Annotated in this window: 27 protein-coding genes; 8 read left to right on the forward strand and 19 right to left on the reverse strand. The window is 46.2% G+C overall.

The annotated features are described in order from the left end of the window. Positions 1 to 9: 9 nt before the first annotated feature. From ACE1CM_RS47740 to typA, 5 genes are all read right to left on the reverse strand, one after another. Positions 10 to 834 (reverse strand): ABC transporter permease, encoded by an 825-nt coding sequence (locus tag ACE1CM_RS47740; protein ID WP_374886658.1) that lies wholly within the window; start codon positions 832 to 834, stop codon positions 10 to 12. A 39-nt stretch (positions 835 to 873) separates the two neighbouring features. After that, positions 874 to 2,052 (reverse strand): glycosyltransferase family 2 protein, encoded by a 1,179-nt coding sequence (locus tag ACE1CM_RS47745; protein ID WP_374886659.1) that lies wholly within the window; start codon positions 2,050 to 2,052, stop codon positions 874 to 876. Between the two features lie 99 nt (positions 2,053 to 2,151). Then, positions 2,152 to 3,603 carry an NAD(P)/FAD-dependent oxidoreductase gene (locus ACE1CM_RS47750; protein ID WP_374886767.1) on the reverse strand — a complete coding sequence of 484 codons (1,452 nt, stop codon included), beginning with the start codon at positions 3,601 to 3,603 and terminating at the stop codon, positions 2,152 to 2,154. 156 nt (positions 3,604 to 3,759) lie between these two features. Continuing rightward, positions 3,760 to 4,794, reverse strand: coding sequence for a glycosyltransferase family 2 protein (locus tag ACE1CM_RS47755; protein WP_374886660.1), 1,035 nt, complete (start codon positions 4,792 to 4,794; stop codon positions 3,760 to 3,762). A gap of 418 nt (positions 4,795 to 5,212) precedes the next feature. After that, the gene (gene typA, locus ACE1CM_RS47760; RefSeq protein WP_374886661.1) at positions 5,213 to 7,003 is read right to left on the reverse strand and encodes a translational GTPase TypA; all 1,791 of its coding nucleotides are present in this window, start codon (positions 7,001 to 7,003) and stop codon (positions 5,213 to 5,215) included. Between the two features lie 636 nt (positions 7,004 to 7,639). Here typA and ACE1CM_RS47765 point away from each other — a divergent pair. Beyond that, positions 7,640 to 7,948, forward strand: coding sequence for an RNA recognition motif domain-containing protein (locus ACE1CM_RS47765; protein ID WP_374886662.1), 309 nt, complete (start codon positions 7,640 to 7,642; stop codon positions 7,946 to 7,948). Positions 7,949 to 8,201: 253 nt separating this feature from the next. Here ACE1CM_RS47765 and ACE1CM_RS47770 read toward each other — a convergent pair whose 3' ends face one another. From ACE1CM_RS47770 to ACE1CM_RS47800, 7 genes are all read right to left on the reverse strand, one after another. Further along, positions 8,202 to 8,837, reverse strand: a complete 636-nt coding sequence (locus ACE1CM_RS47770; protein WP_374886663.1) for a ThiF family adenylyltransferase — start codon at positions 8,835 to 8,837, stop codon at positions 8,202 to 8,204. Between the two features lie 75 nt (positions 8,838 to 8,912). Beyond that, the gene (locus tag ACE1CM_RS47775) at positions 8,913 to 9,743 is read right to left on the reverse strand and encodes a hypothetical protein (RefSeq protein WP_374886664.1); all 831 of its coding nucleotides are present in this window, start codon (positions 9,741 to 9,743) and stop codon (positions 8,913 to 8,915) included. 299 nt (positions 9,744 to 10,042) lie between these two features. Beyond that, entirely contained in the window at positions 10,043 to 10,285 is a 243-nt protein-coding gene (locus ACE1CM_RS47780) for a heavy-metal-associated domain-containing protein (protein ID WP_374886665.1), read from the reverse strand. Positions 10,286 to 10,569: 284 nt separating this feature from the next. Further along, positions 10,570 to 11,775 (reverse strand): AAA family ATPase, encoded by a 1,206-nt coding sequence (locus ACE1CM_RS47785; protein ID WP_374886666.1) that lies wholly within the window; start codon positions 11,773 to 11,775, stop codon positions 10,570 to 10,572. Between the two features lie 33 nt (positions 11,776 to 11,808). Further along, positions 11,809 to 12,360: an RNA 2'-phosphotransferase gene (locus ACE1CM_RS47790; protein WP_374886667.1), complete on the reverse strand. Its 552-nt coding sequence runs from the start codon at positions 12,358 to 12,360 to the stop codon at positions 11,809 to 11,811. Between the two features lie 68 nt (positions 12,361 to 12,428). After that, on the reverse strand, positions 12,429 to 13,280 hold the full coding sequence (locus ACE1CM_RS47795; protein WP_374886668.1) for a hypothetical protein: 852 nt from the start codon (positions 13,278 to 13,280) through the stop codon (positions 12,429 to 12,431). Positions 13,281 to 13,469: 189 nt separating this feature from the next. Further along, complete coding sequence (locus ACE1CM_RS47800; protein ID WP_374886669.1) at positions 13,470 to 13,664, reverse strand: hypothetical protein; 195 nt, start codon at positions 13,662 to 13,664, stop codon at positions 13,470 to 13,472. Positions 13,665 to 13,764: 100 nt separating this feature from the next. On the opposite strand from ACE1CM_RS47800, the gene ACE1CM_RS47805 reads away from it, so the two are divergent. Further along, on the forward strand, positions 13,765 to 14,127 hold the full coding sequence (locus tag ACE1CM_RS47805) for a DUF4189 domain-containing protein (protein ID WP_374886670.1): 363 nt from the start codon (positions 13,765 to 13,767) through the stop codon (positions 14,125 to 14,127). Between the two features lie 27 nt (positions 14,128 to 14,154). On the opposite strand, the gene ACE1CM_RS47810 is transcribed toward ACE1CM_RS47805, so the two are convergent. From ACE1CM_RS47810 to ACE1CM_RS47825, 4 genes are all read right to left on the reverse strand, one after another. Next, positions 14,155 to 14,451, reverse strand: a complete 297-nt coding sequence (locus ACE1CM_RS47810; RefSeq protein ID WP_374886671.1) for a hypothetical protein — start codon at positions 14,449 to 14,451, stop codon at positions 14,155 to 14,157. Beyond that, positions 14,432 to 14,860 carry a hypothetical protein gene (locus tag ACE1CM_RS47815; RefSeq protein WP_374886672.1) on the reverse strand — a complete coding sequence of 143 codons (429 nt, stop codon included), beginning with the start codon at positions 14,858 to 14,860 and terminating at the stop codon, positions 14,432 to 14,434. Before ACE1CM_RS47815 ends, ACE1CM_RS47810 begins: the two co-directional genes overlap by 20 nt. Before the next feature lie 213 nt (positions 14,861 to 15,073). After that, on the reverse strand, positions 15,074 to 15,469 hold the full coding sequence (locus ACE1CM_RS47820; protein WP_374886673.1) for a hypothetical protein: 396 nt from the start codon (positions 15,467 to 15,469) through the stop codon (positions 15,074 to 15,076). A 220-nt stretch (positions 15,470 to 15,689) separates the two neighbouring features. After that, positions 15,690 to 15,833 carry a transposase gene (locus tag ACE1CM_RS47825; protein ID WP_374886674.1) on the reverse strand — a complete coding sequence of 48 codons (144 nt, stop codon included), beginning with the start codon at positions 15,831 to 15,833 and terminating at the stop codon, positions 15,690 to 15,692. A 188-nt stretch (positions 15,834 to 16,021) separates the two neighbouring features. Here ACE1CM_RS47825 and ACE1CM_RS47830 point away from each other — a divergent pair, with 188 nt between their 5' ends. The 4 genes from ACE1CM_RS47830 to ACE1CM_RS47845 all read left to right on the forward strand — a co-directional run bounded on the left by ACE1CM_RS47830 (position 16,022) and on the right by ACE1CM_RS47845 (position 19,937). Further along, positions 16,022 to 16,522: an LptA/OstA family protein gene (locus ACE1CM_RS47830; RefSeq protein ID WP_374886675.1), complete on the forward strand. Its 501-nt coding sequence runs from the start codon at positions 16,022 to 16,024 to the stop codon at positions 16,520 to 16,522. A 122-nt stretch (positions 16,523 to 16,644) separates the two neighbouring features. Further along, a complete protein-coding gene (gene lptB / locus ACE1CM_RS47835) occupies positions 16,645 to 17,373 on the forward strand; it encodes an LPS export ABC transporter ATP-binding protein (protein ID WP_374886676.1) in 729 nt (242 codons plus the stop codon). A 27-nt stretch (positions 17,374 to 17,400) separates the two neighbouring features. After that, positions 17,401 to 18,573 (forward strand): LptF/LptG family permease, encoded by a 1,173-nt coding sequence (locus ACE1CM_RS47840; RefSeq protein ID WP_374886677.1) that lies wholly within the window; start codon positions 17,401 to 17,403, stop codon positions 18,571 to 18,573. Positions 18,574 to 18,704: 131 nt separating this feature from the next. Further along, positions 18,705 to 19,937: a hypothetical protein gene (locus ACE1CM_RS47845; RefSeq protein WP_374886678.1), complete on the forward strand. Its 1,233-nt coding sequence runs from the start codon at positions 18,705 to 18,707 to the stop codon at positions 19,935 to 19,937. A gap of 49 nt (positions 19,938 to 19,986) precedes the next feature. Here the strand turns inward: ACE1CM_RS47845 and ACE1CM_RS47850 are convergent, their stop codons facing one another. From ACE1CM_RS47850 to ACE1CM_RS47860, 3 genes are all read right to left on the reverse strand, one after another. Beyond that, entirely contained in the window at positions 19,987 to 20,694 is a 708-nt protein-coding gene (locus ACE1CM_RS47850) for an RNA-guided endonuclease TnpB family protein (protein ID WP_374886679.1), read from the reverse strand. Positions 20,695 to 20,821: 127 nt separating this feature from the next. Beyond that, complete coding sequence (locus tag ACE1CM_RS47855) at positions 20,822 to 21,208, reverse strand: hypothetical protein (protein ID WP_374886680.1); 387 nt, start codon at positions 21,206 to 21,208, stop codon at positions 20,822 to 20,824. A gap of 217 nt (positions 21,209 to 21,425) precedes the next feature. Continuing rightward, the gene (locus ACE1CM_RS47860) at positions 21,426 to 22,859 is read right to left on the reverse strand and encodes an NADP-dependent isocitrate dehydrogenase (RefSeq protein ID WP_374886681.1); all 1,434 of its coding nucleotides are present in this window, start codon (positions 22,857 to 22,859) and stop codon (positions 21,426 to 21,428) included. Between the two features lie 200 nt (positions 22,860 to 23,059). On the opposite strand from ACE1CM_RS47860, the gene ACE1CM_RS47865 reads away from it, so the two are divergent. Further along, positions 23,060 to 23,548 (forward strand): adenylyltransferase/cytidyltransferase family protein, encoded by a 489-nt coding sequence (locus ACE1CM_RS47865; protein ID WP_374886682.1) that lies wholly within the window; start codon positions 23,060 to 23,062, stop codon positions 23,546 to 23,548. 34 nt (positions 23,549 to 23,582) lie between these two features. Next, a complete protein-coding gene (locus tag ACE1CM_RS47870; protein ID WP_374886683.1) occupies positions 23,583 to 24,287 on the forward strand; it encodes a GUN4 domain-containing protein in 705 nt (234 codons plus the stop codon). Position 24,288 lies beyond the last annotated feature (1 nt).

Consider the following 24,288-nt stretch of genomic DNA (forward strand, 5'->3'; position numbering starts at 1 on the left):
AGTCCCCGCTCAAATCACATCAGCAAATTTACGCTCCATCCTTCGGAAGTACCAGATGCCAGTAGCAAGGACTATAACCACTAAAGCAACTGATAATAAAAATCCTGACCCATAAAGTTTTGATTCCCCCCCTAAAATCGCCCAACGAAACCCATCAATCACTCCCACCATTGGGTTTAAAGAATATAGTAATCGCCACTGTTCTGGCACAACGCTACTGCTAAAACCTACAGGTGAAATATACAAGCCAAACTGCACAACAAAAGGTACAACGTAGCGGAAATCTCGGTATTTTACATTCAGTGCGGCAAACCAAAGCCCTGCCCCCATAGCGAGAGCAAAAGCAATCAGGATAAAAAACGGTAATGTCAGGATACGCCAATCCGGTACAAAGTTATACCAAGCCATCAACGCCAACAAAATCATGCCAGCGATTAAAAAATCCACAAAACTGACAATCACAGCACTGGCAGGAACAATCAAGCGCGGAAAATAAACTTTAGAAATCAAATTAGAGTCGTTAATTAAGCTGTTGCTGCAATCCATCAGCGCATTGGCAAAAAATTGCCACGGTAGCATAGCCGCAAATACTAAAATTGGATACGGCGTCCCCTCTGAGGGCAATTTTGCTATATTGCTGAATACTACAGTAAACACAACCATTGTTACAAAAGGTCGCAGCAGCGCCCAAGCAATGCCTATGGCAGTCTGCTTATAGCGCACCAGAATGTCACGCCATGCCAAAAAGTAGAATAATTCCCGATAATGCCACAAATCTTGCCAATACTGGCTACTTGTATTACCCGCCTTAAGTATAATTTTTTTTGTATTCATTTCTCCTCTAATGACAACAAACTTTATTATTCTACCAGATTAAGGTTGATTAATAGGTTGACAAATCCCGTTGGGTTTTTTAAGAATTGTTAACCAGGTTTTTGGAGTGCCAAATATCATAGGAGCCAATCGATGCAAGGTGCTTTCCGCTAAAACTTTAAAGTTTGTATTCAATAGTCGATTGTTGAGATCGGTAATTGTAATTGCTTGCTTATTAGATTTAAATCTTTCCTTGAAATTTACCCAAGCATTATGATCTTTCCAAATTAAGGCTGTCACTGGCTGAGCCATAATTTTTAACAGGCTTTTAATTAACAATATATAAAACCCTAGACGTAAAAAAGGCGTAAAAAATTCTGTTTCTAAAGATTTATATATCCAAAATAGAGTACTCTTGTGTTTACCGTGAAGGCTACTTTGACGTGCCAGGTTCATATAAAAACTACTGGTAGACAATCGATAAATAGCAGCTGGAATATTTGGATATTTTTCTCGGATAGATTGCCAGATCAACTCACGAGACTTTGCCATTGAAGTGTAGTCGCAAGACATGCTGTTAGCGAGCTTACGATAACCAACGAGAAACTCTGGTACAAATCGAAAATGATAATGTTCAGCGATTCTCAGGTAAATATCCCAATCTTCACACCCCTGACCATTCTGTTCTTTCAAGCTGCGGTCGTAACCACGAACTTTATCGAAGCAAGACCGACGAATTAGAACCGAACTGGCGTTGGCTATAAAATCATGGCACAACAGAGTTGTATAGACTTCTCCCTCGATCCTAGAGGCACGAAACTCTCCAGTTGGTGAGTCTGCTTCATCAATATCTACTGACCAAGAGTAAACTAATCCAACTGACGATTCCGACTTTAGGATACACTGCACTTGCTTTTCAATATTTTGGGGATACCAGATATCGTCAGCATCAATCGGAGCAATAAATTCTCCCTTAGACTTTTGAATTGCTAAATTTCGAGCTGTTGCTACCCCTGAATTGGGTTGTTGCAACAAGATAACCCGCTGGTCTTGTGCTGCGATTGATTTGACGATTTCCGCTGTTCGATCCTGGGAACCGTCATCCACAACCAAAACTTCTATATTTTTATAAGTTTGAGAAAGGACTGATTTTAACGTTCTTTCGATAAATTTTTCGGCATTGTAAGCTGGAATAATGACTGAAACTAAAGGCCGCTCAAGATTGACTACATTATCCATAAATACTGATGATTGTTTTAATTGAATCCGCTGGTTTTAGAATGACCTCCTGCCGAAATTAAAATTTTTAGGCAGGAAGTACCTTGAATTTCTAAATTTTTAGCCCGACTTCGAGCTTAGATATGACTTACTTTTCTTTTTCGAGGGGTCTGTCGTAAACTCCTCATAGTAGGAGCGTTCTGTATTCACCTCCCACAAATCGTGGTTTTCTCCCAAAATGTTTCTGACTGCTAGCATTGCTGTCAGCATGGAATGATCCTGATTGTTATAGCGATGCATCCCGTTGCGACCGACGGTTTGCAGGTTTTCAATCGGACTGAGAAAACTTTGAATTGTTTTCAGATGTTGACGATATTCGCTGTCGTAAACTGGGTAAGCTTTGGGTTGGCGAATCACAACACCATCTTCTACATCGCTCTCCGACGCCAGACCCAATCTAGCCAGTTCGCGAGTAGCTAAATCGATCAGTTCTACATCGGATAATTTCCAAATCTCATCGCCTTCGGTACAGAAATACTCCATTCCCAAGCAGGTTTTATTTGGATCTGGAACCATTGCAGGACTCCAGTTTTTGAAGTTCTGGATGCGTCCCACTTTTACTTCTGGACTGTGAATGTAAATCCAATTGTCGGTAAATAGATGGGGGCGATTAACCATTAGCGACACAATCATAAATGCCCGATAATTGAGACTATTCGCCGCCTGCACTACCTCGTCGGGTGGGAGCGGATCGAGGCGATGAATCAGTGCGGTAACGGGCATTGTGGAAATGAAATGGTCTCCATAAATTTGACGGGTTTTACCATCGTGCTGGAGCGTGATACTGCTAATCCGATTACCCTGACGCTCGATGCGAACGACTTTGGTATCGAGTTGCACTTTCCCGCCTTTGTTCTCTACTAATTCCTGGCACCGCTCCCACATCATCCCTGGTCCCAGAACCGGGTAATCAAATTCTTTGATTAAGGTTTTGGTGTTGTTGGTTTTAAACAGAGCGTTGAGGATTGCAGCTTTTAAAGAAAGTCCTTTGATGCGTTGTGCTGCCCAATCTGCTTGGATTTTGTCGCAAGGTATTCCCCAAACTTTTTCGGTATAGGTTTTAAAGAACGTTTTAAAAAGACGTTCTCCGAAGCGATTAGTAACCCATTGTTCTAAGTTTTCTTCTTCAGGTAAAGGCCATAATTTGGCTTTGAAATAGCTTAATAAAATCTGTAAGCTCTCCAGTAAACCCAGATTGGATAGAGTATTATAAGCATCGAGGGGGTAATTAAAAAATTTCCCTCTATAGTAAATGCGCGACTGACGGGGTACTTTGATGAAATCTTTACCCAACACCTCTTGCCACAGCTGCTGCACGGCTTCGACTTTGGTGTAAAAGCGGTGACCGCCTATGTCGAAGCGATAGCCTTTGTATGTTTCGGTGCGGGAGATTCCACCAACTTTGTCTGCTTTTTCTAAAACAATGGGATGAATGTCTTGTTTGACCAACTCATAAGCAGCGGTTAAACCAGCAGGACCCGCCCCTATAATAATTGCAGGATAACGTTCCACAGCAGCTTCCTCTAAGTCGCTTGTCTTGTCCAACCGTTTCTCCGCCCAATCTAATCGACGTTCTGAGTGAAACATAATGCTAAAAACACTGAAATGCTGCCTTGACTTGTAGCGCGTATTCCGTTTTTTTTCAGTCAACTACCTTGTAGGTGGAACTTAGGTTCCCCTGCTGCCTAATCGGTATTTTTTGGCTAGGGAAGGAGTCACTTCACGCACTCTGGACTGGTAGAACAGGTGGTGGACTGTGCCGATGACAAATGCTAGTCCGCTGTAGAGGTAGTAAAGCCAGTGCCAAGGGATGGTTTTTAGGGCAAATTTTTTACCGCGCTTGTGATAAAAGAAGCGATAAACTGGCGCGTTGAGTGCTAACAGCAATAAGGCTAGTACAGCAGCGATCGCTCCTGCTCCCCACCACCATGCTGAAATCATACCAGCGAGCGCTACCCCGTAAGCTAACATGACGCTGATGCGACTCTCCACTTTCAGGTTGAGGTCATTCATCGGGTTGCGATCGCGCATAATTAATTCAGTCCACGGCAGCGCCCGATAAAAGAAGTCGGCTTTCAACATCGAAACCGCGCCCCAGCGCTTTAAGTGCTTGACTTGCACTGTCTTGCACAGCCGAATTTTGTATCCCGCCTTTTTTAACCGATAGCCCAATTCAATATCTTCAACCGAAGGATAGCGATAATTCTCGTCGAATCCACCCATTTTGAGGAAAATATCGCGACGAATTGCGCCGCAAGCCCCCCAAAAGGTAGATGCTTCCTCGGAAGCTGTTTGGTGAGTGTAGTGGTGAAATAAATTTCTGTACTGCGAAAGGAAATTTGCCGCACCGGGTTTATCATCATAAGAGCCGATCATAGCTGCTATATCCGGCTCGCTGTCGAAAATCCTCGCTACCTGGTCTATGGTATCGGGAGCGATTTCCACATCAGCATCGACAAAAAACAGGATATCGCCTGTGGCGGCACGCGCTCCTATATTCCTCGCCTTGGCTGGCCCTTGCGATACGGGGAGTCTAAATACCCGCGCACCAAATTGCTTGGCGAGTTCGCTGGAACCATCCGTATCTCCATCGGCTACGACGATGATTTCAGTTGGTTGGGGGACGGCTTCTGCTAGTCTGGAAAGACATCTATAGAAGCTTGCACCGCCATTGTAAACTGGTATAATTACAGAAATTTTCAACTTACTTCCCTACCGTCGCTAGCTAATTTCTTGTCCATACTAATTAAGAGTTCCCTCCTGTTGCTATGAGGGAAACACCGTTTTCACTAAATCTTTAATACTCTCCGGCTATTTTGCGGCTTTTATGTAAACTTTTTTAATTTGTATACTACGATACATATTTTTAAATGCTTTTATAGTATTAAGCCCCGGCTAACCTGAAGAGGGTTGCGGGGGCTTAAGTCTCTCGTTGGTGTAGCGACAGCATTAATCGGGACTTACGCACGACGATGCCAGAAACCCGGTTTCGACCGTCGATCTCTGGTTGCAAAACCAACGATTTTTCGTATCACCTTAGTTTCTTTGCGTAAGTCCTGTTAATGCTGCTTGCACACCAAGGTGTACCTCATAGGGGTGCAAACCGCTATAAAATTCGCGTTTAGCGCTTCGCTAACTTTTTCGCCATTTTCCGCAAGCGAATGGACTTGGGCGTTACTTCGACTAATTCATCGGATCCGATGTATTCCAAAGCACGCTCTAGGCTCATTTCTACGGGGGCTTGCAACTGCACCAATTCTTCGCCGCTGGAGGCGCGGTGGTTGGTTAGCTGCTTGGTTTTGCAAATGTTGAGGTCTAGGTCTTGGGGGCGATTGTTTTCTCCAACGATCATGCCCTTGTAAACTTTAGTACCGGGAGTGATGAAGAATACGCCTCGGTCTTCGGCATTTTTCATGGCGTAGAAGGTGGAAACTCCTTCTTCAAAGGCGATTAAAACACCGTTGCGACGCAGTTCGACTTCGCCAGAGAGGGGGCGATAGTCGAGGAAGCTGTGATTCATGATGCCTTCGCCGCGGGTCAGGCGCATGAATTCGCCCCGGAAACCGATTAAACCACGGGCGGGGATGACAAATTCTAGCTGGGTGCGTCCGTTACCGCCGACTTGCATGTCTTGCATTTCGCCTTTGCGCTGTCCCAGGCGTTCGATGCAACCCCCGACGCTATCTTCGGGTACGTCTAGTACTAGGAACTCAAATGGTTCGCAGGGTTGTCCGTTGACTTCGCGGTAGATAACTTGGGGTTGGGAGACTTGGAACTCGTAGCCTTCGCGGCGCATGTTTTCGATTAAGATACCCAGGTGCAATTCGCCGCGTCCGGAGACGAGGAATTTATCGGGGGAGTCGGTTTCTTCGACGCGGAGGGCGACGTTGGTTTCCAATTCTCGCATCAAGCGATCGCGCAATTGCCGCGAGGTGACAAATTGCCCTTCCTGTCCTGCAAATGGCGAATCATTTACCGAGAAGGTCATTTGCAAGGTCGGTTCATCGACTTTAATCAGCGGTAACGCTTGCGGTTCGTCGGGACAGGTAATAGTTTCCCCGATGTTGGCATCGGCAAAACCAGCAACTGCGACAATATTTCCCGCTGTCGCTTCAGTGAGTTCAATTCGCTTTAACCCTTCAAACCCCATTAATTTGGTTACTTTGGCTTTGACGATTTCGCCGGTTTCTTTTACCAATGCGGCTTGTTGACCCATTTTGATCGTACCGTTGTGGATGCGACCGATAATAATCCGACCCAGGTAGTCGGAATAGTCCAGGGTTGTCACTTGCAGTTGCAGCAGTTTATTGACATCGCCTACTGGTGGCGGTACGTGGCGCAGAATCGCTTCAAACAAAGGCTGCATGTCTTTGCCTTCGTCATCTAGCTTGTCTTTGGCGTAACCTGATAAACCGGACGCAAATAGATAGGGAAATTCGCACTGGTCGTCGTCTGCGCCTAATTCTAGGAACAAATCTAATACTTTATCGATAGCGCCGTAGGGGTCGGCTTGGGGTCGGTCGATTTTATTAACGACGACGATGGGGCGCAGTCCTTTTTCTAGGGCTTTTTTCAGTACAAACCGCGTTTGGGGCATTGGGCCTTCGTTGGCATCGACAATTAAAATACAACCATCGACCATGCCTAACACTCGTTCGACTTCGCCGCCAAAATCGGCGTGACCGGGAGTGTCTACAATATTAATTAGGGTTTCTTTGTACTTGACTGCTGTGTTCTTAGCCAAAATTGTAATGCCGCGTTCCCGCTCAATGGCGTTGGAGTCCATGACGCAGGTGGGGACTTCTTCCCCTTCGCGGAAGATGCCGGATTGTTTGAGTAAGGCGTCAACGAGGGTTGTTTTGCCGTGATCGACGTGGGCGATGATGGCGACGTTGCGAATGGGGAGGGTCATAGAACCTTCTGAGGGCCAGGAATGGGTCAGTTTATGTGTAATAATTCTTTAATAATCTTAGCTGATTTTGCGCCGCCACGGTCAAATTATGTGAAGAACACATGACAGCTCGATCGTCATCCCCCGAAAGGTAGATTTATAGAGTCATAACAAAATTTCTCTTGATTAACCAGAACTTAACTTTAATGGGAATATTTACCAGGTGGCATTTACTCGACTTGGTAAGGGAAAAGTTTAACCACATAGAAGCAATTATTTTGCAACTTAGGGCAAGGGCTTTTGTGGCAATGGGGCGCGTAGGCAAACTGCTGCACTCGCCCCGAGCCAAAAAACGCTCTATACCTTGCGTTCAAAGGTTTTTAGCCCATCTGTATTGATATTTTTATCCCTCAAGCCTGATTGTAGACATAGCTAAGCCAGAAATTTTTAACGGGATCAAAAGAAATCTACCGTTGGGTTTATGATCAAAATAGAAATTTGCTATAAAAGATTTGCCCTAAGCAAGAGATTCTGTGCTAAACTACTAATCAGTTTTTGATTTCGGTGCAGTGTTTTTTTCAGTCTTGACAGTTGTTATGGAAAGGCGGCTCTCCGAATCAAAATTATTAACATGTCCGTCTGATTTGGAGAGAGTCAATGTCGATTTACGTAGGCAACCTGTCCTATAAGGTTTCCCAACAAGATTTAAGCGACGTTTTTTCAGAGTACGGAACCGTCAAACGGGTCCAGATACCCACAGACCGCGAAACAGGTCGCTCTCGCGGCTTTGGTTTTGTGGAAATGGGATCGGATGCTGAAGAGACAGCCGCGATTGAAGCGCTTGATGGAGCCGAGTGGATGGGCCGAGAGCTTAAAGTTAATAAAGCTAAGCCCCGCGAAGACAGAAGGCAACCTTCTGGTAACTGGGGTAACAATAATCGGGGTGCCCGTCAACCTCGTTACTAAAATCGTAACAGCTTCCCTATTTCGAGTTAAATTCCGTCCCTGTAGTTAAGACTGGCGCTTCTAAGGGAAAAACCCTGGTGAGGCGAAACAGTTTGAGCGAAAGGTAATTAAACCAACTTGAGATAAAAACGAAAGCAGCCATTCAACCCGAATGAGTGACATATCCCTGTAGTTGCCATGCATACTACAGGGTTTTTAGCTAATGGCTAATGGCTAATGGCTAATGGCTAGCTTGCCAGTCTGACAAGAATAGCTAGGTGAATGACTTGATCGCCAAGTCGGCTAGGGTTATGGTGTAACTTTGTTGCTGTTTGGAAGAAACAAAGGCGATAGTGACTTCACAAGCAACGGCGACGGTTAGGGTTACCAAGTTGCGTGCGAGGGGGTAGTCGCAGACATCATCGTTGGCGGGTGAGGGGACGCGATAAACTTCGTTCCAAATTACTTCGGCGTAGTCACGCGCTAATCCAACGTGCAAGCAAGGCAGGTTGGCAGTTTCGCAATAATCCTTTACAGCCAGTCGGGCGACGCTGTTATCAAAAGTGTCGATAATTAAAGAACTATCGCGCAGCAGTTGTGGGGAATTGCCGGCGGTGAGTTCTTTAGATTGTGCGTCTACATTGACTCCCAAGGCGCGATAGAGGGAATTTGCCAGCATCTTGGCTTTCATTGCACCGATATCTGAGCGATAGTAAGGTTGGGTAGAAAGGTTGCGTTCTTCGATGCGATCGCGGTCAATTACTTTGAGTTTCCCAAAGCCAGATCTGGCGAGACTTTCGGTGATATTCGCGCCTAATGCACCCGCACCGCATACCGTTACTGGGAAGTCTTTTATTTTCGCCATCACTTCAGATGTGCGATAAAGTTGTTCGTGGAAGAAGATGGACATAAAATTTGGTAATTGCTAATTGCTAATTGCTAATAAGTTTGTTCTATGACCAATGACCAATTACCAATTACCTATTCAGTAATCTTGCTGTTCGATGACGCCGACTAGAGATTGCAAGTCAAAGTCGCGATCGCGTCCGCTTAGACATATGCCAGAACTGATGACGGTGAGGTCATTTTTGTCAATAGCAGAGGTGTGACGAAAGCCATCTGCGGTTGTCCATTCTACTAGCCAGTGGTCGGTGCGAGCGCTAAATTTTTCCAAATTGCCGCCACCTTGCTTTAAGGCGGCTGCTAGGCGCTTCTCATCGCGTTTTTGCTGCCAGTTTGCTATCCGTTGCGTTGCCAAATCGTAGGTAGTACGCATTTCTCTTGTTATGCCTTTAAAGCGTAATTCTTCGATTGGCGTTTGCTTTTTGAAGGCTTGGCGCAGGTTTTCGGCTACGATTGGATCGGCGCGACGGTCGAGTTCTTCAAACCAAAATGTGCGTCCGTCATAGCGTGCGATCGCGCACTCAAATGCTACCCCCTCTGTCACTAAATGCACCGCCACTGGTTTTACATGACCAATGCGTTGTTTAGCATCTGATTCATTAATAGGATAAGCCAGCCAAGTTTTGCCTTGCAAACTATAAGCTAATCGCAAGCGCATTGCAGGAAGTAACTTGAGATATTCTGCCAATTGTGGCAAGCTGGGTTCATCAACTAATTCAGCAGTTTTTTCATCGATAGGTTGAAAGATACCCCACCCTTCAAAGTTACGCGGTTTGGGTGCAAAAGTGTAGATAATTCCAGATACTTTTGTACGTACTAATCCTTTAGGAACGCAAGCCGCAAGGAATTGAGTATTGCTGAGTTGTGCTTCTTGTTCAGCAATTTGATTTATTAGCTTGCGGATATCTGCCACAACATCACCTCAATTTTGTAGTTTTTGAATGTAGGGTGCGTTAGGCGCATTTTTTAGATAAATGCTGGGGTATTAATTACTATTATGCGCCGTAACGCACCCTCTGGAGGCGGTGCGTTACACTTCGTTAACGCACCCTACGGTTTAAGATTAATTTATATAATCCCGTCGGTAACGGTAATTTTGTTATCAATTTTTTGCCATATTGCTGACTCATCGCTACTATTGCTTGGATTATAACTGTAACAGCCATCGTTGCGATCAGATAAAACATAACCCGATGGGTCAAATAGCAGCCACTAGTCTGTCATAGGTTGGTAGCAGTCATTGCTGGTAATTTCCAGTAAGCCACCCAAATCGAATGTAAAGCTACAACTCTTGTTGGCTGAATCGATTTCTAGGCTGACAATTTTTTGACCATCTAAGTGACTTAAGGCTTTGTCAATAGTTTTATCGCTGGACTCACAGTGAGCATTTTCATAACCGTTTTGAAATATTTTACAATCGCAACAATAAATCAATAAATGCCATTCACCATGCACATAAATCTGCCGTTCATGTATATTCTTTGGTTCTTGGTTAAATTCGTAACAGTTTAATTTTGGTTCTCCAAATTCAAAAGTTATAAATGAAAAGTTGCGGCAATTATTCCCCAATTGTTTGGCTTTTGCTTGGTTTGATCGAGCCAGGTTTCAAGGTCGCGAACTTACTTAATTCGCGTACCGACTGGGAAACCCGCTACTTTCAGTCGAATGTCATCCGCGCCTACATATTTGTACGTTCTTGCCATACCTCGATTATTTTGTTGTTGGGAAATGACTTTTCCTTAAACAAATTTGTGATTAAATTCGCAGATAAAATCTACTCTCCCTTTTCGTAAAACTGCCGGATCTAATCGTTCAGTTGTGTTGCAAGTCATCAACACGACGAATTTTTGCTGCTCTTGAATCCCTCCTTCTTCAATTACGCTTTGGTACACGGTTCCATCTAACAAACTCAAAATATGTTCGGTTTTGTTACTGTATTGAGCGGCTTCGCTGGCTCGATTTTGAGCTAAGTTATCGGCTTCGTTGATAATGATGCAAACCCGCTGCAAGTAAGTTGGTGGAACAAAGTTTTGCACCCCATCGTGATCGAGGATAAAAAGGACAAATCCCAGCGGTACTAAAATTTCTTTAGCTACGGCTTGCGTCCAGGCTGTTTTACCAGTTCCTGGTTCTCCATGTACTAAAACGGCTAGCTGATTTTGGTCTAAAATTGCTTGTTGAACTTTGTCGGTAAAGCTTTGAATATCATCGGGAAATGACCGAATTGGATACTGACTGTTAACCTGTCCGACACGGCATTTGTAACCGCTGAGTATGACTGCCATATTGTAAGTCGCTTTGTTAATCAGCGGGGCTAAATCCTGGGAAATTAGGCTATACCAGCGGCGTCCTTTTTCGTAGGTTTCGATTTGCAGCCAAACTTGATATTTTGACCAATAGGCATAAACCGTGCCTAATGTTTCGAGACGATTCCAGCTAACAAACCGCTCTACAGGATAGTAAAAATGTCGTTCCAAACAAGACTGAGTAATTAAATCGGGACGGCCTAATAATTCCAGGACTTTGAGTACTGTAATTTCGCGCAATTTGTTGAGTACGTAATCAATGGGAATGCTGTCGCGGCTGACTAATTGAACTATAGGTGTTTCGGTACACAGAACGTCTCTGTAGCGATAATCTGGGATGGGAGGTTCAGGGGTGATGAAATTCCAAAACTCATCAATGCGGTAGCGCGTATCGTCAGAAAAGACATGGAGTATATTAGCCCACCAAGAATATTGGTTGCGCCCTAAAGCATCGCCAAGATTGCTGATTAAATCGAGGGCTTTATGGGAGAGTTCCCAAGTATCGTTAGTGGCGAGGTGGAACAAATACTCCCAGTTAATTTCTCGGTTTAAAGGTCGCCACCCAGCGCCGAGTAAGCCTCGGTTTTGCGGGTTGTTTTTTGCTGAATTGTCGTCGTTGTTGCCAAATGCTGAGAACATAATTTATTTTTGTTATGCTTGCTGTGGTGGTTGTTATGAGGAAGCGATCGCTAAATATTCCGGTGATACCATATCCACTAGCCACACCCCGTTTTCCGAACAGTAAAACGTATAACCCGCCTCGTGCATCGCTGCTGCATTAACAGCAAAAACCACCGGACGACCATGTCTTTTGCCTACCGTTCGCGCCGTATTTATATCTTTAGACAGATGTACGTGGTGTCGCGACATTTTGTTAAGACCCGTGTTAAGAATCGATTCAACTGCACCCTCTCCTGTACCGTGGTATAGCACATCTGGAGGAATCGCGGGTTCCAATTGTAAATCAATTTCTACACTATGCCCTTGGTTAGCGCGAATTCGATCCCCTGTCGTGTCGAATGAAAAGCGTTTTTTATCATTGCGTGCAACAACTTCATTTAATTGGTCGCGGGTAATGGGAAAATTGTGTTTTTTACAAGCATCTAAAAGTTCATCCACTCTAATCCAGCCACCTTCAGCAAGTTTAAGACCAATTCGATCCGGTGCGTGCCGTAGATGTTTGCTGAGATATTTGCTGATTTTAACTAAACGAGTATCGTTCACAAGCTAATTTTTATAGTTTATTGAACGCTGGCGTGCAAGTTACACGCCAGTCCTTGTTTTATATTATACTACAGCTTCAAGCCGACAGATTTCTGATGGGTGACTGCACGGACACAGAGTTGGGCTACTAATTCTGTTGAGGTGGCTGCACTTTGGCTGTGAGCAAAGTTTAGCGTATCTGGCTTGATGCCTGCTTGATGCAGAACTTTTTCGACGCGTTCATCGCTTAATTTCATGCCAGTTTTGAGCAAGTCGGTGCAGGGGGCTTGGTGGCGGGGTGTGGGGGTGCGACTTCGCTTGCACCAAAAGTGGCTAATGACGTGGAACACATGCCCTTTGCCCCCATCAAAGCTTACCGCAACGACGGGCGCGTTGTAGCGTACCAATAGCTCGTGACTGGCTGCTTCTATCCGCACTTTCTCAAAGTTCAGCACTTCGATGGGATGGCTGCTGGTTTCTAACCACCATTGGGGTTCTGCACCCAGTACGACGACTGCCGACCACAGGCTATTTAAACTTGGTTCTACAGCGATAACTTCATCGCCTGTGGAACGCCAGGTCCACTGCACCTTGTTGGGAAACGCCTTCGCCATCAAGTGACCATTAGCCCAGTCGGAACTTACCAGCCACTTTGAAGCTTCCACCTGTCGCGCCAGATGGGAAATTAAATCTTGGTGGTAGGAACCAAAGCAGTTTACAAAAATAATTTTTGCTTCTAGTTTCTTGGCATCCGGGTTCATAGTTACTGGTACATCCAGACAGTGCAGAATATCTTCTACTCGGTCGAAGCTACCGGAGTAAACTGCAACTTCATCTTTGCCAATTTTGTTAAGTATTTGCAAATCATCTGGATGTTGTTCTGCCAACCGTTGGCGCACGGCTGTTGCGGCTACTTTGTAAGCAGTTTGCATGTCGATCATGGCGTTTACCTCTTTAATTTTTAGACCTCTGGCAAAAGTTCTGTTCAGATCGTTTGAAGGGCGGGCCCGACGCCCACCCCACAAGAAATTTTCTATTCAAGGGGGGGCCCGACGCCCACCCCACAAGAAATTTTCTATTTTTGTGGGGTGGGCATCCTGCCTACCCCAGTTATTTTTGCCAGAGTTATTTTATGTTTTATCCGGCTTTTGCTGGTTTTTGGTTTGGAGTTTTTCTGCTATTTCTTGGGGCGATACGTAGGTTTTTTCAGCGGGATATTCTTGGGATAGTTGCTGTTGGACTGCTGGCGCGATCGCTTTGTAAACTTCTTTCAGTTCCCTCACTCTAATTAATACAACAGTAAATTTACGGTAACTCAGTTTCACCACATCAAATTGATGGATAGATCTACAGATGACCCCCGCTGAAAAAATGTGCCAAAACTGCTAATAATCAAGCAAATCACCGCAAAAGAGTTGGTTAAATATGAAGAAACGTCTAGGAATTTTTGCCCTCGCTCTGGTTTTAGCTGAAGGGTTAACAGGGGGTGCTGCTTTCGCAGCTCTTGATAACTATGGCGCGATCGCTACATCAGACTCTGGTGCTTGGGGTTATGGCTACAACTACCCCACCCGCGCACAGGCTGAAAGGGCTGCCTTAGAAGAATGTGGGGAAGCTGGTTGCGAAATTCAAGTATGGTTTAAGAATGCTTGCGGGGCTGTCGCGAAAGATGGCACAAACCTCGGTTGGGCATGGGCCCAAAGCCGCGAAGAAGCCGAAGCAAACGCTGTTTCCGAATGCGGCACGGGAGCTTGCCAGGTCGTTACCTGGGCTTGCACCGATCGATAGTTTGTCTGAAGGTGCGATGCGCCGCGTCTATACAGGTTTTACCAACCCTGTGAGTAACTGCTCAATCGGGTCATTTTCCAGGCTGCTTGCCAAACTTTCCTCACCGCTGCGCCAGTCTGCACGGGCAATTCCAAAGGGTAAAAGCTCTCTTCGTAAGGCTTGTCCCACCTTGCGTAACTGGTTGAGTTGATTGGTAATCTGGGGATGAGCCGCTAACCATTGCTGCAATCTGGGAACATTCTTCGCGGAGCGTTGCATCTGACGCAGCGCAGCATATAAAGCTTGATTAGAATCTTGAGCGCATTTATAAAGTATAACAGGCATCGTCATTAAAGTAAACATCGCGAGTCACCGCTCGCACATTGGCTTGAACTTGGGGGTCATCTATCCAGCACAAACTTACCACTTGACCGACTAAATGCTGATACTGAGGTTCAGCATGGTAAACTTCAAACCAAACACCTTTAATGGGATTGCGTTCTGATAGATTCGGTAAAATCAACCGTCCCATCCAAGGCGCAATCGGTTTGTACAACGTCGGGGAAAGAGAGTGCTTAATGGAGTAGTAATCAGGGCGATTAAATGCTACTTCTTGCCAACTTTCATAATTACTTTGTTTGCGGATCGGTAGGGATTCAGGATGTGGTAAAGTCCCCTGAATAATGCCGGATATCCACTCAATGGTTTGTTGCATATAGCTGCGTCTATCGGGTAGAAAAGCATTCGAGTCCATTCACCCCCCTGGAATCTCGTGTCCCACAATTCCCATCGATATAATACTCACTTGCCCTTGTTGTTTAGCACGATTCCAATAGGAGAGGAAAAACAGTTTCCAGCGTCGAGGAAATAACAGCGGGCCTACTCGTTCAACTGTATCTTTTTCCCCAAATAAGCGAGCGATATGTTCAAGCCTTAAAATCTGGTTTCTGCCGCAAAAAAATACCCCCTAGGAAATAATATCAATGGGGGCATCTAGTGCCTCTTTAACGAAAGCTGCCGAACCCATTGCAATTTGTCTGCCCCCACTAAAGCCAATTAAAGTAACAGGTATACCGCTGCCATGTTTATAGCCGTGATTAATTAAACTTTCGTACATCACTTGTGCAATACCCCGATTGTAAATCGGGCCATAGGGCAAATCCGCCGAAACCGACACAATTAAAATATTGTGGATGTTAATTAAAAAACTGATGATTCTGGACGGCGAACCCTGCCGTTTCTGATCTAAGAACCGCCAAAACCAAGCAAAAGAGCGTTCGCTACTGGTTAAAGAAAGATGCAGCACTGAATAAGGCATGATTCCCCGAATAATGGCAATATCGTTCGGCAGAGCTTGAGCCAATAAATCTAGAAATTCCTCCGCTTCTGGGAGATAGCGTAAGTCCTGTTTCTATGAAAAATCGTCGCTTTGTCACCAGAGATCGTAGCTTGAAACAAAGGTGATAGGAACGCCCAAGCGTAAGTCCTGCTACTGAGAAAAGTTCCAGTAAAGCAAAGTCCTTAGCTCAAAGTTATCAAAGTGTCTGAAGTTAAAACCTGACCGCTTCAACAGGTTCAATTTATTAATTAATACCTTCAACAGTTCCGTTAGTTGTGTATCGTTCAAAGTAGGCAACTATTTCAGCAAACCATCGTTTAATTGTCAGCCCACAAGGGGGGACTAAGCAATCATACTTACAGAGATTGCCACAGACTCTCAGAATCATTTATTAGATTTTATTATGATTTCAAATACGGGAGAGCCACCCGGTTTCTGGGAGATGGGATCTATCACTCAAATACACAAAATAAGTATTTTGTCAAGTTATAACACTCTACCAGAACAAATCATTGAAGTTTGCAGTCTAAGCTATTATCCTGCTTAAAGCTCTTTGTTCTTAGGCTAGTACGATCCATGATGCCATATGGTAGATTGCCCAAAAACTGGTTGCGTCGCCTGGGTATAGCCTTGATAATTCCGGCTGCCTTAACGGGTGCGATCGCCATGCCCAACGTCTCCAATCGAGCGCTCGCTCAAACAGAGGAAGCCTCCCGCGCCTTGCGGGTACTATCCGATCAGCAATTTTACGATGCCCGCACCGGCATTGTCACCGCGATCGGCAACGTCAGAATGTCCTACCCCGCCCGTCAAATTCAAGCCACCGCAGCGCAAGCACAGTATTTTAGCCGCGAACGCCGCATCGTTCTCAGCGGCAACGTATTTGTTTTGCAGCAGGGCAACAGCATCCGGGGCGAAACCATCGTCTATCTGATTGATGAAGGGCTATTTCAAGCTGTGCCCCAACAGAATCGGCAAGTCGAATCGATCTACATCGTTCCCCCCAGTGCCGAACAACCTCCAACCCCAGCACCCGCAACGCCAAACTTTAGAACGCCCCAGGGTCGCCCCCGCTAAAATTAGTCACTGGTCAAGGATCGGTGGAGTACAACTGCGGGGGCGGGTTTAAATAAACTGTCGTTATTGCATAGATGATTCGCCCCTACACAACAGAAAATTAACTTTGTGGGGTAAACGGCGTGAGAATTGTTCTGCAAAACATTCATAAGTCATACGGAAAAAGGGCGATCGTCAATCGCGTTAATCTTTCTGTTGGTCAAGGGGAAGTGGTAGGACTACTTGGCCCCAATGGTGCCGGAAAAACCACAACGTTTTACATCGCCACTGGGTTAGAAAAACCCGATCAAGGCACAGTTTGGCTTAACGACCAAGATATCACCGCATTGCCAATGCACGATCGCGCCAAGTTGGGTATTGGTTATTTAGCGCAGGAAGCGAGTATCTTTCGTTACCTGAGCGTTCGGGAAAACATTCTTTTGGTGCTAGAGCAAACTAAAGTGCCTCGTAGGGAACAAAAGCAGCGTTTAGAGTCCTTACTGCAAGAATTTCGCTTGGAAAAAGTTGCCCATACTAAAGGAATTCAGGTATCTGGGGGCGAAAGGCGGCGGACAGAACTGGCGAGGGCATTGGCGGCGGGGCGGGAAGGGCCGAAGTTTTTGTTTTTGGACGAACCGTTTGCTGGCGTTGACCCGATTGCCGTGGCGGAAATTCAGCAAATTGTGGCAGAATTACGCGATCGTTACATGGGTATTTTAATCACCGACCACAACGTGCGGGAAACCCTAGCCATCACAGACCGAGCTTACATCATGCGCGACGGACAAATCCTAGCCTCTGGCAATGCTGAAGAACTTTATAACAACCCCCTCGTGCGTCAGTACTACCTGGGCGACAACTTCCAGATCTAGTTATTAGTCCGTATTGACTCTTTGGTTATGAAAATACTTAGCAAATCTTTTAATTTGTCTGGCTGGCTGGTTCCTGGCGTATCGGTCATGGATCGCTACATTGTTAGCGAGTTATTTGGGCCGTTTTTGTTCGGCGTCGGGGCTTTTTCTTCGTTGGGGATAGCCATCGGGTCGGTATTTTACCTAGTACGGAGGGTAACCGAATCCGGTTTACCGATGGCGATCGCCACCAAAGTATCCCTGTTGCAGATGCCCTATTACGTCTTTTTTGCCTTGCCGATGGGGATGCTGCTAGCCGCCTTGATCGCCTACAGTCGGCTTTCTTCCGACAGCGAACTGATCGCGTTGCGGAGTTGTGGCGTTAGTATCTATCGGCTGCTAGTGCCTGCCATAGTGATGAGTTTGATCGTGACTGCGATCGCGTTTACATTAAACGAATTCGTCGTACCCGCCGCTAATTACGAAGCCAGGCAGACGCTAGATTCAGCTTTAAAAGAAGACCGATCTGACTTTGAAGAAAGTAACATTATCTATCCCGAATTCCGCGATATAAAACAACCAGACGGCAATAAAGCCAACGTCCTCACCCGCTTGTTTTATGCCGAGCAATTTGATGGTCAAGAAATGAAAGGTTTGACCATTTTAGATCGTTCCCAGTCGGGGCTAAACCAAATTGTCACCTCAGAAAAAGCCAAGTGGAATCCTGTCGAAAACACCTGGGATTTTTTCAACGGCACAATTTACGTTGTATCTCCCGATAGTTCCTACCGCAGCATTTTGCGGTTCGACCACCACCAATTGCAACTTCCCCGCGCTCCCTTAGATTTAGCTGAAAAAGGGCGAGAATTCCAAGAAATGAACCTCATTCAAGCCCAAGAAGAATTGCAGTTATTGCGACCGAGCGGTAATAAACGGAAAATTCGCAAACTGGTAATCCGAATTCATCAAAAAATCGCCTTACCTTTTGCTTGCGTCGTCTTCGGTTTGGTCGGTTCGGCTTTGGGAATCAGACCCCAGCGCACCAACAAGGCCACGGGTTTTGGCATCAGCGTTTTGGTAATTTTTGCTTACTATTTATTGATGTCAATGGGAGATGCTTTAGGATTAAGCGGTGTCATGCCTCCCGAGTTGGCAGCTTGGCTACCGAACCTATTCGGTGTGGGAGTGGGTATATGGCTGTTGTTCCGACTCAATCGGTGACATCCTCCTATATAGATGCACTCAGGCTTGTCAACAAACTTTGTTAAAGTAACAACCATTTCAGCACTGTAAAAGTTATCCTGACAGTAGAAACTACAGCATTCTGTGCTAGGACAGCCAGCACCCTAACCATGCCGATTCGTCCTCAACTGCCTGCATCGGTTCGCTATTATTTCAGAGCAAAGTTGCGTCCCTTTACGCGACCCGCTTTTTGGGGATCTCTATCAGTACTATCCCTGATCGGTCTTTTTATGTGGGAAGCTTGGCAGCACCCGGAGTGGCTGTTTAAGAACCCGGAGAATGAAACCCCCATCACCGATACCACGCTGTCAAAAGAAGACAGTGCTGTTGCCGCTGACATTGATAGCTTGCCGGTACTGATGCAAGAGTTGGCTCAAGCTGATGTCAGCATAGCTGCCTTAAAGTTAAATCAACAACCGCAAATACAGAGTTTTCTGGATGAATTCCTCAAACAGCAGGCAGCTGATGCCGAAAAAATATCCGATGACGCACAAAAAGCAACGCAGCAACCTACAGCGCCGATAAGCGCTTACGATCCCTTGGGGGTTGAGACACAAGCGCCATCTGATTATTCATCTCCTTATAGTGGTGGTCTATCAACGATGGGAAACCAAGCCGCACCACAGAATTCCAGCCTTCGTGGTACTAACCTTGCTGGTTCAACCCTTCCAACTGCCACCGCGACTCCGGTAAACCCGTTACAAGCAGCATTAGACCGCTTGGGTAATAATTCTCCTACTGCATCTGTCCAAACTCAGACACCGATAGAGACGCCGCCAGCATTTACCAACAGCTTGGGGCAGCCCACCCAACCCAACGCAACTGCCCCCGGACAAGTAGCCCAACCCGGTACTCCTGGTAACTCAGCCCTTCCCGGACAAGTAGGCCAACCCGGTACTCCTAGTTCCTCATTCCTTCCCGGACAAGTAGCCCAACCCGGTACTCCTAGTGCCTCAGCCCTTCCCGGACAAGTAGCCCAACCCGCCTCGCCCTACGCCGGTACTACCAATTACTCTAATATGCCCGTACAGGTGGCTCAACCAGGCTCCCCCTATCCCAGTTATCCGGGATACGGTGTTACACCTGCTACCAGTAGTTCAGGTAATTATGCCAATAATTTACCTCAAACCCTTCCAGTTCCAGGAACACCAGCCGTGCAGCCGGTCGTACCTCAAGTAGTACCTATTACACCTGAGAACTACTCCGTTCCTACTTACCAGAACCCTGCACCTGTAAACGGGGTGCCCAATACAGGGTTATCCAGTTTAAGCACTTCGCAATTGCAACCTTCTCAACTACAAACCTCGCCTTTTTCAGTTAGCCGTCCCACTTCAGGACGATAAATTTGCCAAGGTCAGATTAACTACAACATTGACACTCTGCGAGCTAAAGCTACGCAGATTCTTGCGTATACAGACATTCTCCACTAGGGAGAATACCCTTCATCAAGTTAGGGGTTGTGCCAAACAACCCATTCTCTAGACCGGATGAAACCATTACAGCAGCATCTCTCTTTAGGTCTAAAGAACAAGAGAAACCATCCCATCCGGAAAGGTTTCTAGCGGCGTTCAAATCAGCGTTGTGGTAGTGACCGTTAGGGCAGTTAAAATGATGTCCCTTTCTATCGCCAAGAGTGCCGCAAGTTGAACAAGATTTAGAGGTATATGGAGCCGGACGCTTAATTAGTTTTAAGCCTAAGAGAGCTAACTTATAATCCAGGAGTTGCTCTAAAGAATAGTACGCCCAAGAATGTCTTGATTCACCACTATCAGCACGATTTTTTTTACTCTGCTTCATGGTGTTTCTACAACCTTCTAAGTCCTCAATCACCACATCAGCATTGAGATATTCAGCAAATCTGACAATCCTTCTGCTAATGGTATGATTGACGGCTTCCATCCATCTACGCTCTTTCTTGTTCCACTTCTTTAACGCTCTAAACTTAGAGGCTTCTTGCAAAGATTGACGGCGTTTTTGAAAGTAGCGACGGCGATGTTTTACATATTTGCCGTTAAAGAATTTGCCGAAACCTTTCGCGGGTGCTACCACCGCTAGATTATTCTGCCCTCGTTCGCGTAGCGTGCCGGAGGCATATCGCATCCTATTCTGGTAGTCGCTTCGACTTGTGGAACTTCCAAAGTAACTCCAGATATAGGCATACCATTTATGACGATATTTAATCAACTTTGCAGAACCTTTGTCAATCAAATTATCGCCAGCTAACAACCTATCTAAGATTGGTTGCCAATGAAATGAGGCTACTTCTACAGGTACTCGCGCAAGTCCCTTTGATGGTTGGGAAACTCAAACTATAAGTTTCGCCAACTTTATGGATTGACCAGTTCTGTTTATTGATTTCTGGAGGTAAAGATTTATATTGTTTGACTTTCTTGCCTGTTCCAGATGTGGTATACCGAATAGTTTGATTCGCCAGAGCAGACATGAGCGAAGTTTCTATTTTGGCTGTGGTTAACTTCCTTCTTTCTGGGAGAGGAATAGTTAACAGCCAATTAGCTAAACGAGTATTTTCCTCTGTCATCTCGTTAAACATAACTGCTTTAGCGAGATTGAGAGCAGAAAACTTTAGTTTTAGGGTGATAGTTACCTGGCTCATGCTATTATTTTAACACCTCTTTACCCGTTTCAGTAAAGACAGCGAATAAATTCGCTCGTGTCCGTTTTCATCCCTGCTCTAAAGAGACAGGGCTTTCAACGTCCCGGTCACTTAAGGTAATGGCGTTCCCAGGCAGCAGCCGTGGGAACGAGGGTAATTGTCAGGAATCCATCCCCCTATCATCCAATTACCAATTACCAATTACCAACGATCGCAGCTAGCTATGGAAGTGCTTGATGACGGCTAGGGCAAATTCAGAACACTTCAGAGGGGGTTCGACTGGCGGGGTCATTAAGCGGGCTAGGTCGTAGGTGACTTCGCGGTTAGCGATCGCACCCCCAATCCCTTTTTTAATCAAATCCGCCGCTTCTTGCCAACCCATAAATTCCAGCATCATCACCCCAGACAAAATCACCGATCCGGGATTAATCCGATCCAAACCGGCGTGTTTGGGTGCCGTGCCGTGAGTTGCTTCAAAAACAGCGCATTCATCGCCAATATTAGCACCAGGCCCCATGCCCAACCCACCGACAATCGCAGCAGCAGCATCGGATAGATAATCTCCGTTCAAATTCATCGTCGCCAGGATGGAATATTCATCGGGTCGCGTCTGAATTTGTTGGAAAATACTATCGGCAATGCGGTCATTTACCATGACTTTATTTTTCCACTGACCGTTACCGTGGGTTGACCAAATTGCGTTGAGAACGCTTTCAACTTCGCCGCAAATTTGAGCTTTCTTTTCAGCGGTGAGATTGTCATACCCCGGATCGATTTGACGGGCATTGTCTTCTAAGGAAATATCTGGATTTCTTTCCTTATTACTGAGAATCCATGATTCCCGTTCGGTGACGCACTCGGCCCGAAACTCGGTGGTTGCTAGTTCGTAACCCCAGTCGCGGAAGGCTCCTTCGGTATACTTCATGATATTGCCTTTGTGTACCAAAGTGACCATCTGCTTGTTGGGAGGCAATCGCAGGGCGTGTTTCATCGCGCGGCGCACCAGGCGCTGAGAACCAGTTTTGCTGATAGGTTTAATGCCAATTCCGGCATCGAGGGGAATTTGTTTTTTCCCGTGTTCCGGCGTCGCTGGAATTAAGTCATTATTGAGCAAATGAATCAATTTGTCAGCAATTTCGCTGCCTTGCCGCCACTCGATACCCAAGTAAATATCTTCGGTATTTTCCCGATAAACAATGACATCTAGTTTTTCGGGATTTTTATGGGGTGAAGGCGTGCCTGCATAGTAGCGACAGGGACGGATACAGGCATAAAGGTCGAAAATTTGCCGCAGCGCCACGTTTAAAGAACGAATACCGCCGCCAATGGGTGTAGTCAGCGGCCCCTTGATAGCGATACCGTATTCTTTAATCGCTTCCAGGGTGTCTTGGGGGAGATATTGGTAAGTGCCGTACTTTTCGCAGGCTTCGTCCCCGGCGTACACTTTAAACCAGCTAATTTTCCGCTTGCCACCATAGGCAGCTGCCACCGCAGCATCAAAGACTTTCTCCGCAGCGGGCCAAATATCTACCCCAGTTCCATCGCCGCGAATAAAGGGAATAATTGGATTGTCGGGGACATTGGGTTCCCCGTTAGAGAAAGTGATGCGCTCCCCCGTATCGGGCGGTGTAATCTTTTCGTATGTACCCATAAGCTCCTAATCGCTACGCAGCACTGGTTAAAACAGTGCAATTTTACAGCCCTGGCAAATAGTAGAGTTTAGGGTTTTATGATCTTTTCGGGAACAGGGTGTTCTTGAGCAGGTGAGCTAGTGAGCAGGTGAGAATATATATTGGAATTCTTCTTTGCTCCTCTGCTCACCTGCCCCTCTGCTCACCTGCCCTCGCGCCCATGCCCATTTATCACTTGAGCGAACTTCACAGTGCGATCGCTTCCTCCCCGTCACAATGGCGTCCGTTGGTATTCACCAATGGCTGCTTTGACTTGCTCCACGTCGGACACGTCAGGTATTTAACAGTAGCCAAGTCGTTGGGGCGAAGTCTGGTTGTAGGATTGAATAGCGATCGCTCGGTACAAACCATCAAACCTACACTCCCAGGATTCCCCAGCCGCCCCATCGTACCCGAAGCCCAGCGAGCCGAATTACTCGCCGCCTTAAAACCCGTCGATGCAGTGGTGATTTTTGCAGAAACCACCGCCACCGATCTGATCGCAATCCTCAAACCCGATATTTACGTCAAAGGCGGCGACTATCGCCTAGAAACCTTACCCGAAGCCTCAACGGTTCTAGACTATGGAGGCAAAATCGAATTAGTCCAGGTAGAAATTCCCACTTCCACCACTGCGATCGTCAATCGCATTTTGCAGGATAACCGCTAGTAGTGAGCGGGTGAGCGGGTGAGCGGGTGAGCAGGTGAGCAGAGGAGATCGGGAGCAGAGGAGAATATACATTCAAATTCCCCTGGAGCCCACCTGCCCACCTGCACTCGCCCCTGGACCCCCAACCCTGAAGATTTGCCATGAAAATGCAGGTGGCTGCAACGGCTCAAAAGCTTGGTGGTACAATAACTTTAGTCCTACTGCCTACAACACCTTGTTTAACCCCAGCTCATCTCAAGCCAGGGAATTTATTCCAAATCAATTGCCGACCCGTAGCGTGCCACTTCTATCAGATCGCCACATAGATTACACCCCACTCGAACAGCTGCTAGCTCAACAAGACTTTCAAGCAGCTGACCGCATCACCCTGCAAAAAATGTGCGAATTGGCAGGGCCAGATGCGGTTCAACGAAAATGGCTGTATTTTACAGAAGTAGAAAACTTCCCGATCGCTGACCTGCAAACGATTAATACCCTCTGGCTGCTTCACTCCCAAGGCAAGTTCGGCTTTTCCGTGCAGCGGGAAATTTGGCTCTCGACCGGGAAAAACTGGGATAAGTTCTGGCTCAAAATCGGCTGGAAAACCGGAAATACCTGGACGCGCTACCCGAATGAATTTACTTGGGATCTTTCGGCTCCTAGAGGTCACATACCCCTGTCTAACCAGTTGCGCGGGGTGCGAGTCATTGCGGCGCTGCTGAATCACCCAGCTTGGTCTAGCACGCCAAGTGGCGGCTAAT

Origin of the sequence: Microseira sp. BLCC-F43 (assembly GCF_041929235.1) — a bacterium.
Taxonomy (GTDB): domain Bacteria; phylum Cyanobacteriota; class Cyanobacteriia; order Cyanobacteriales; family Aerosakkonemataceae; genus Microseira.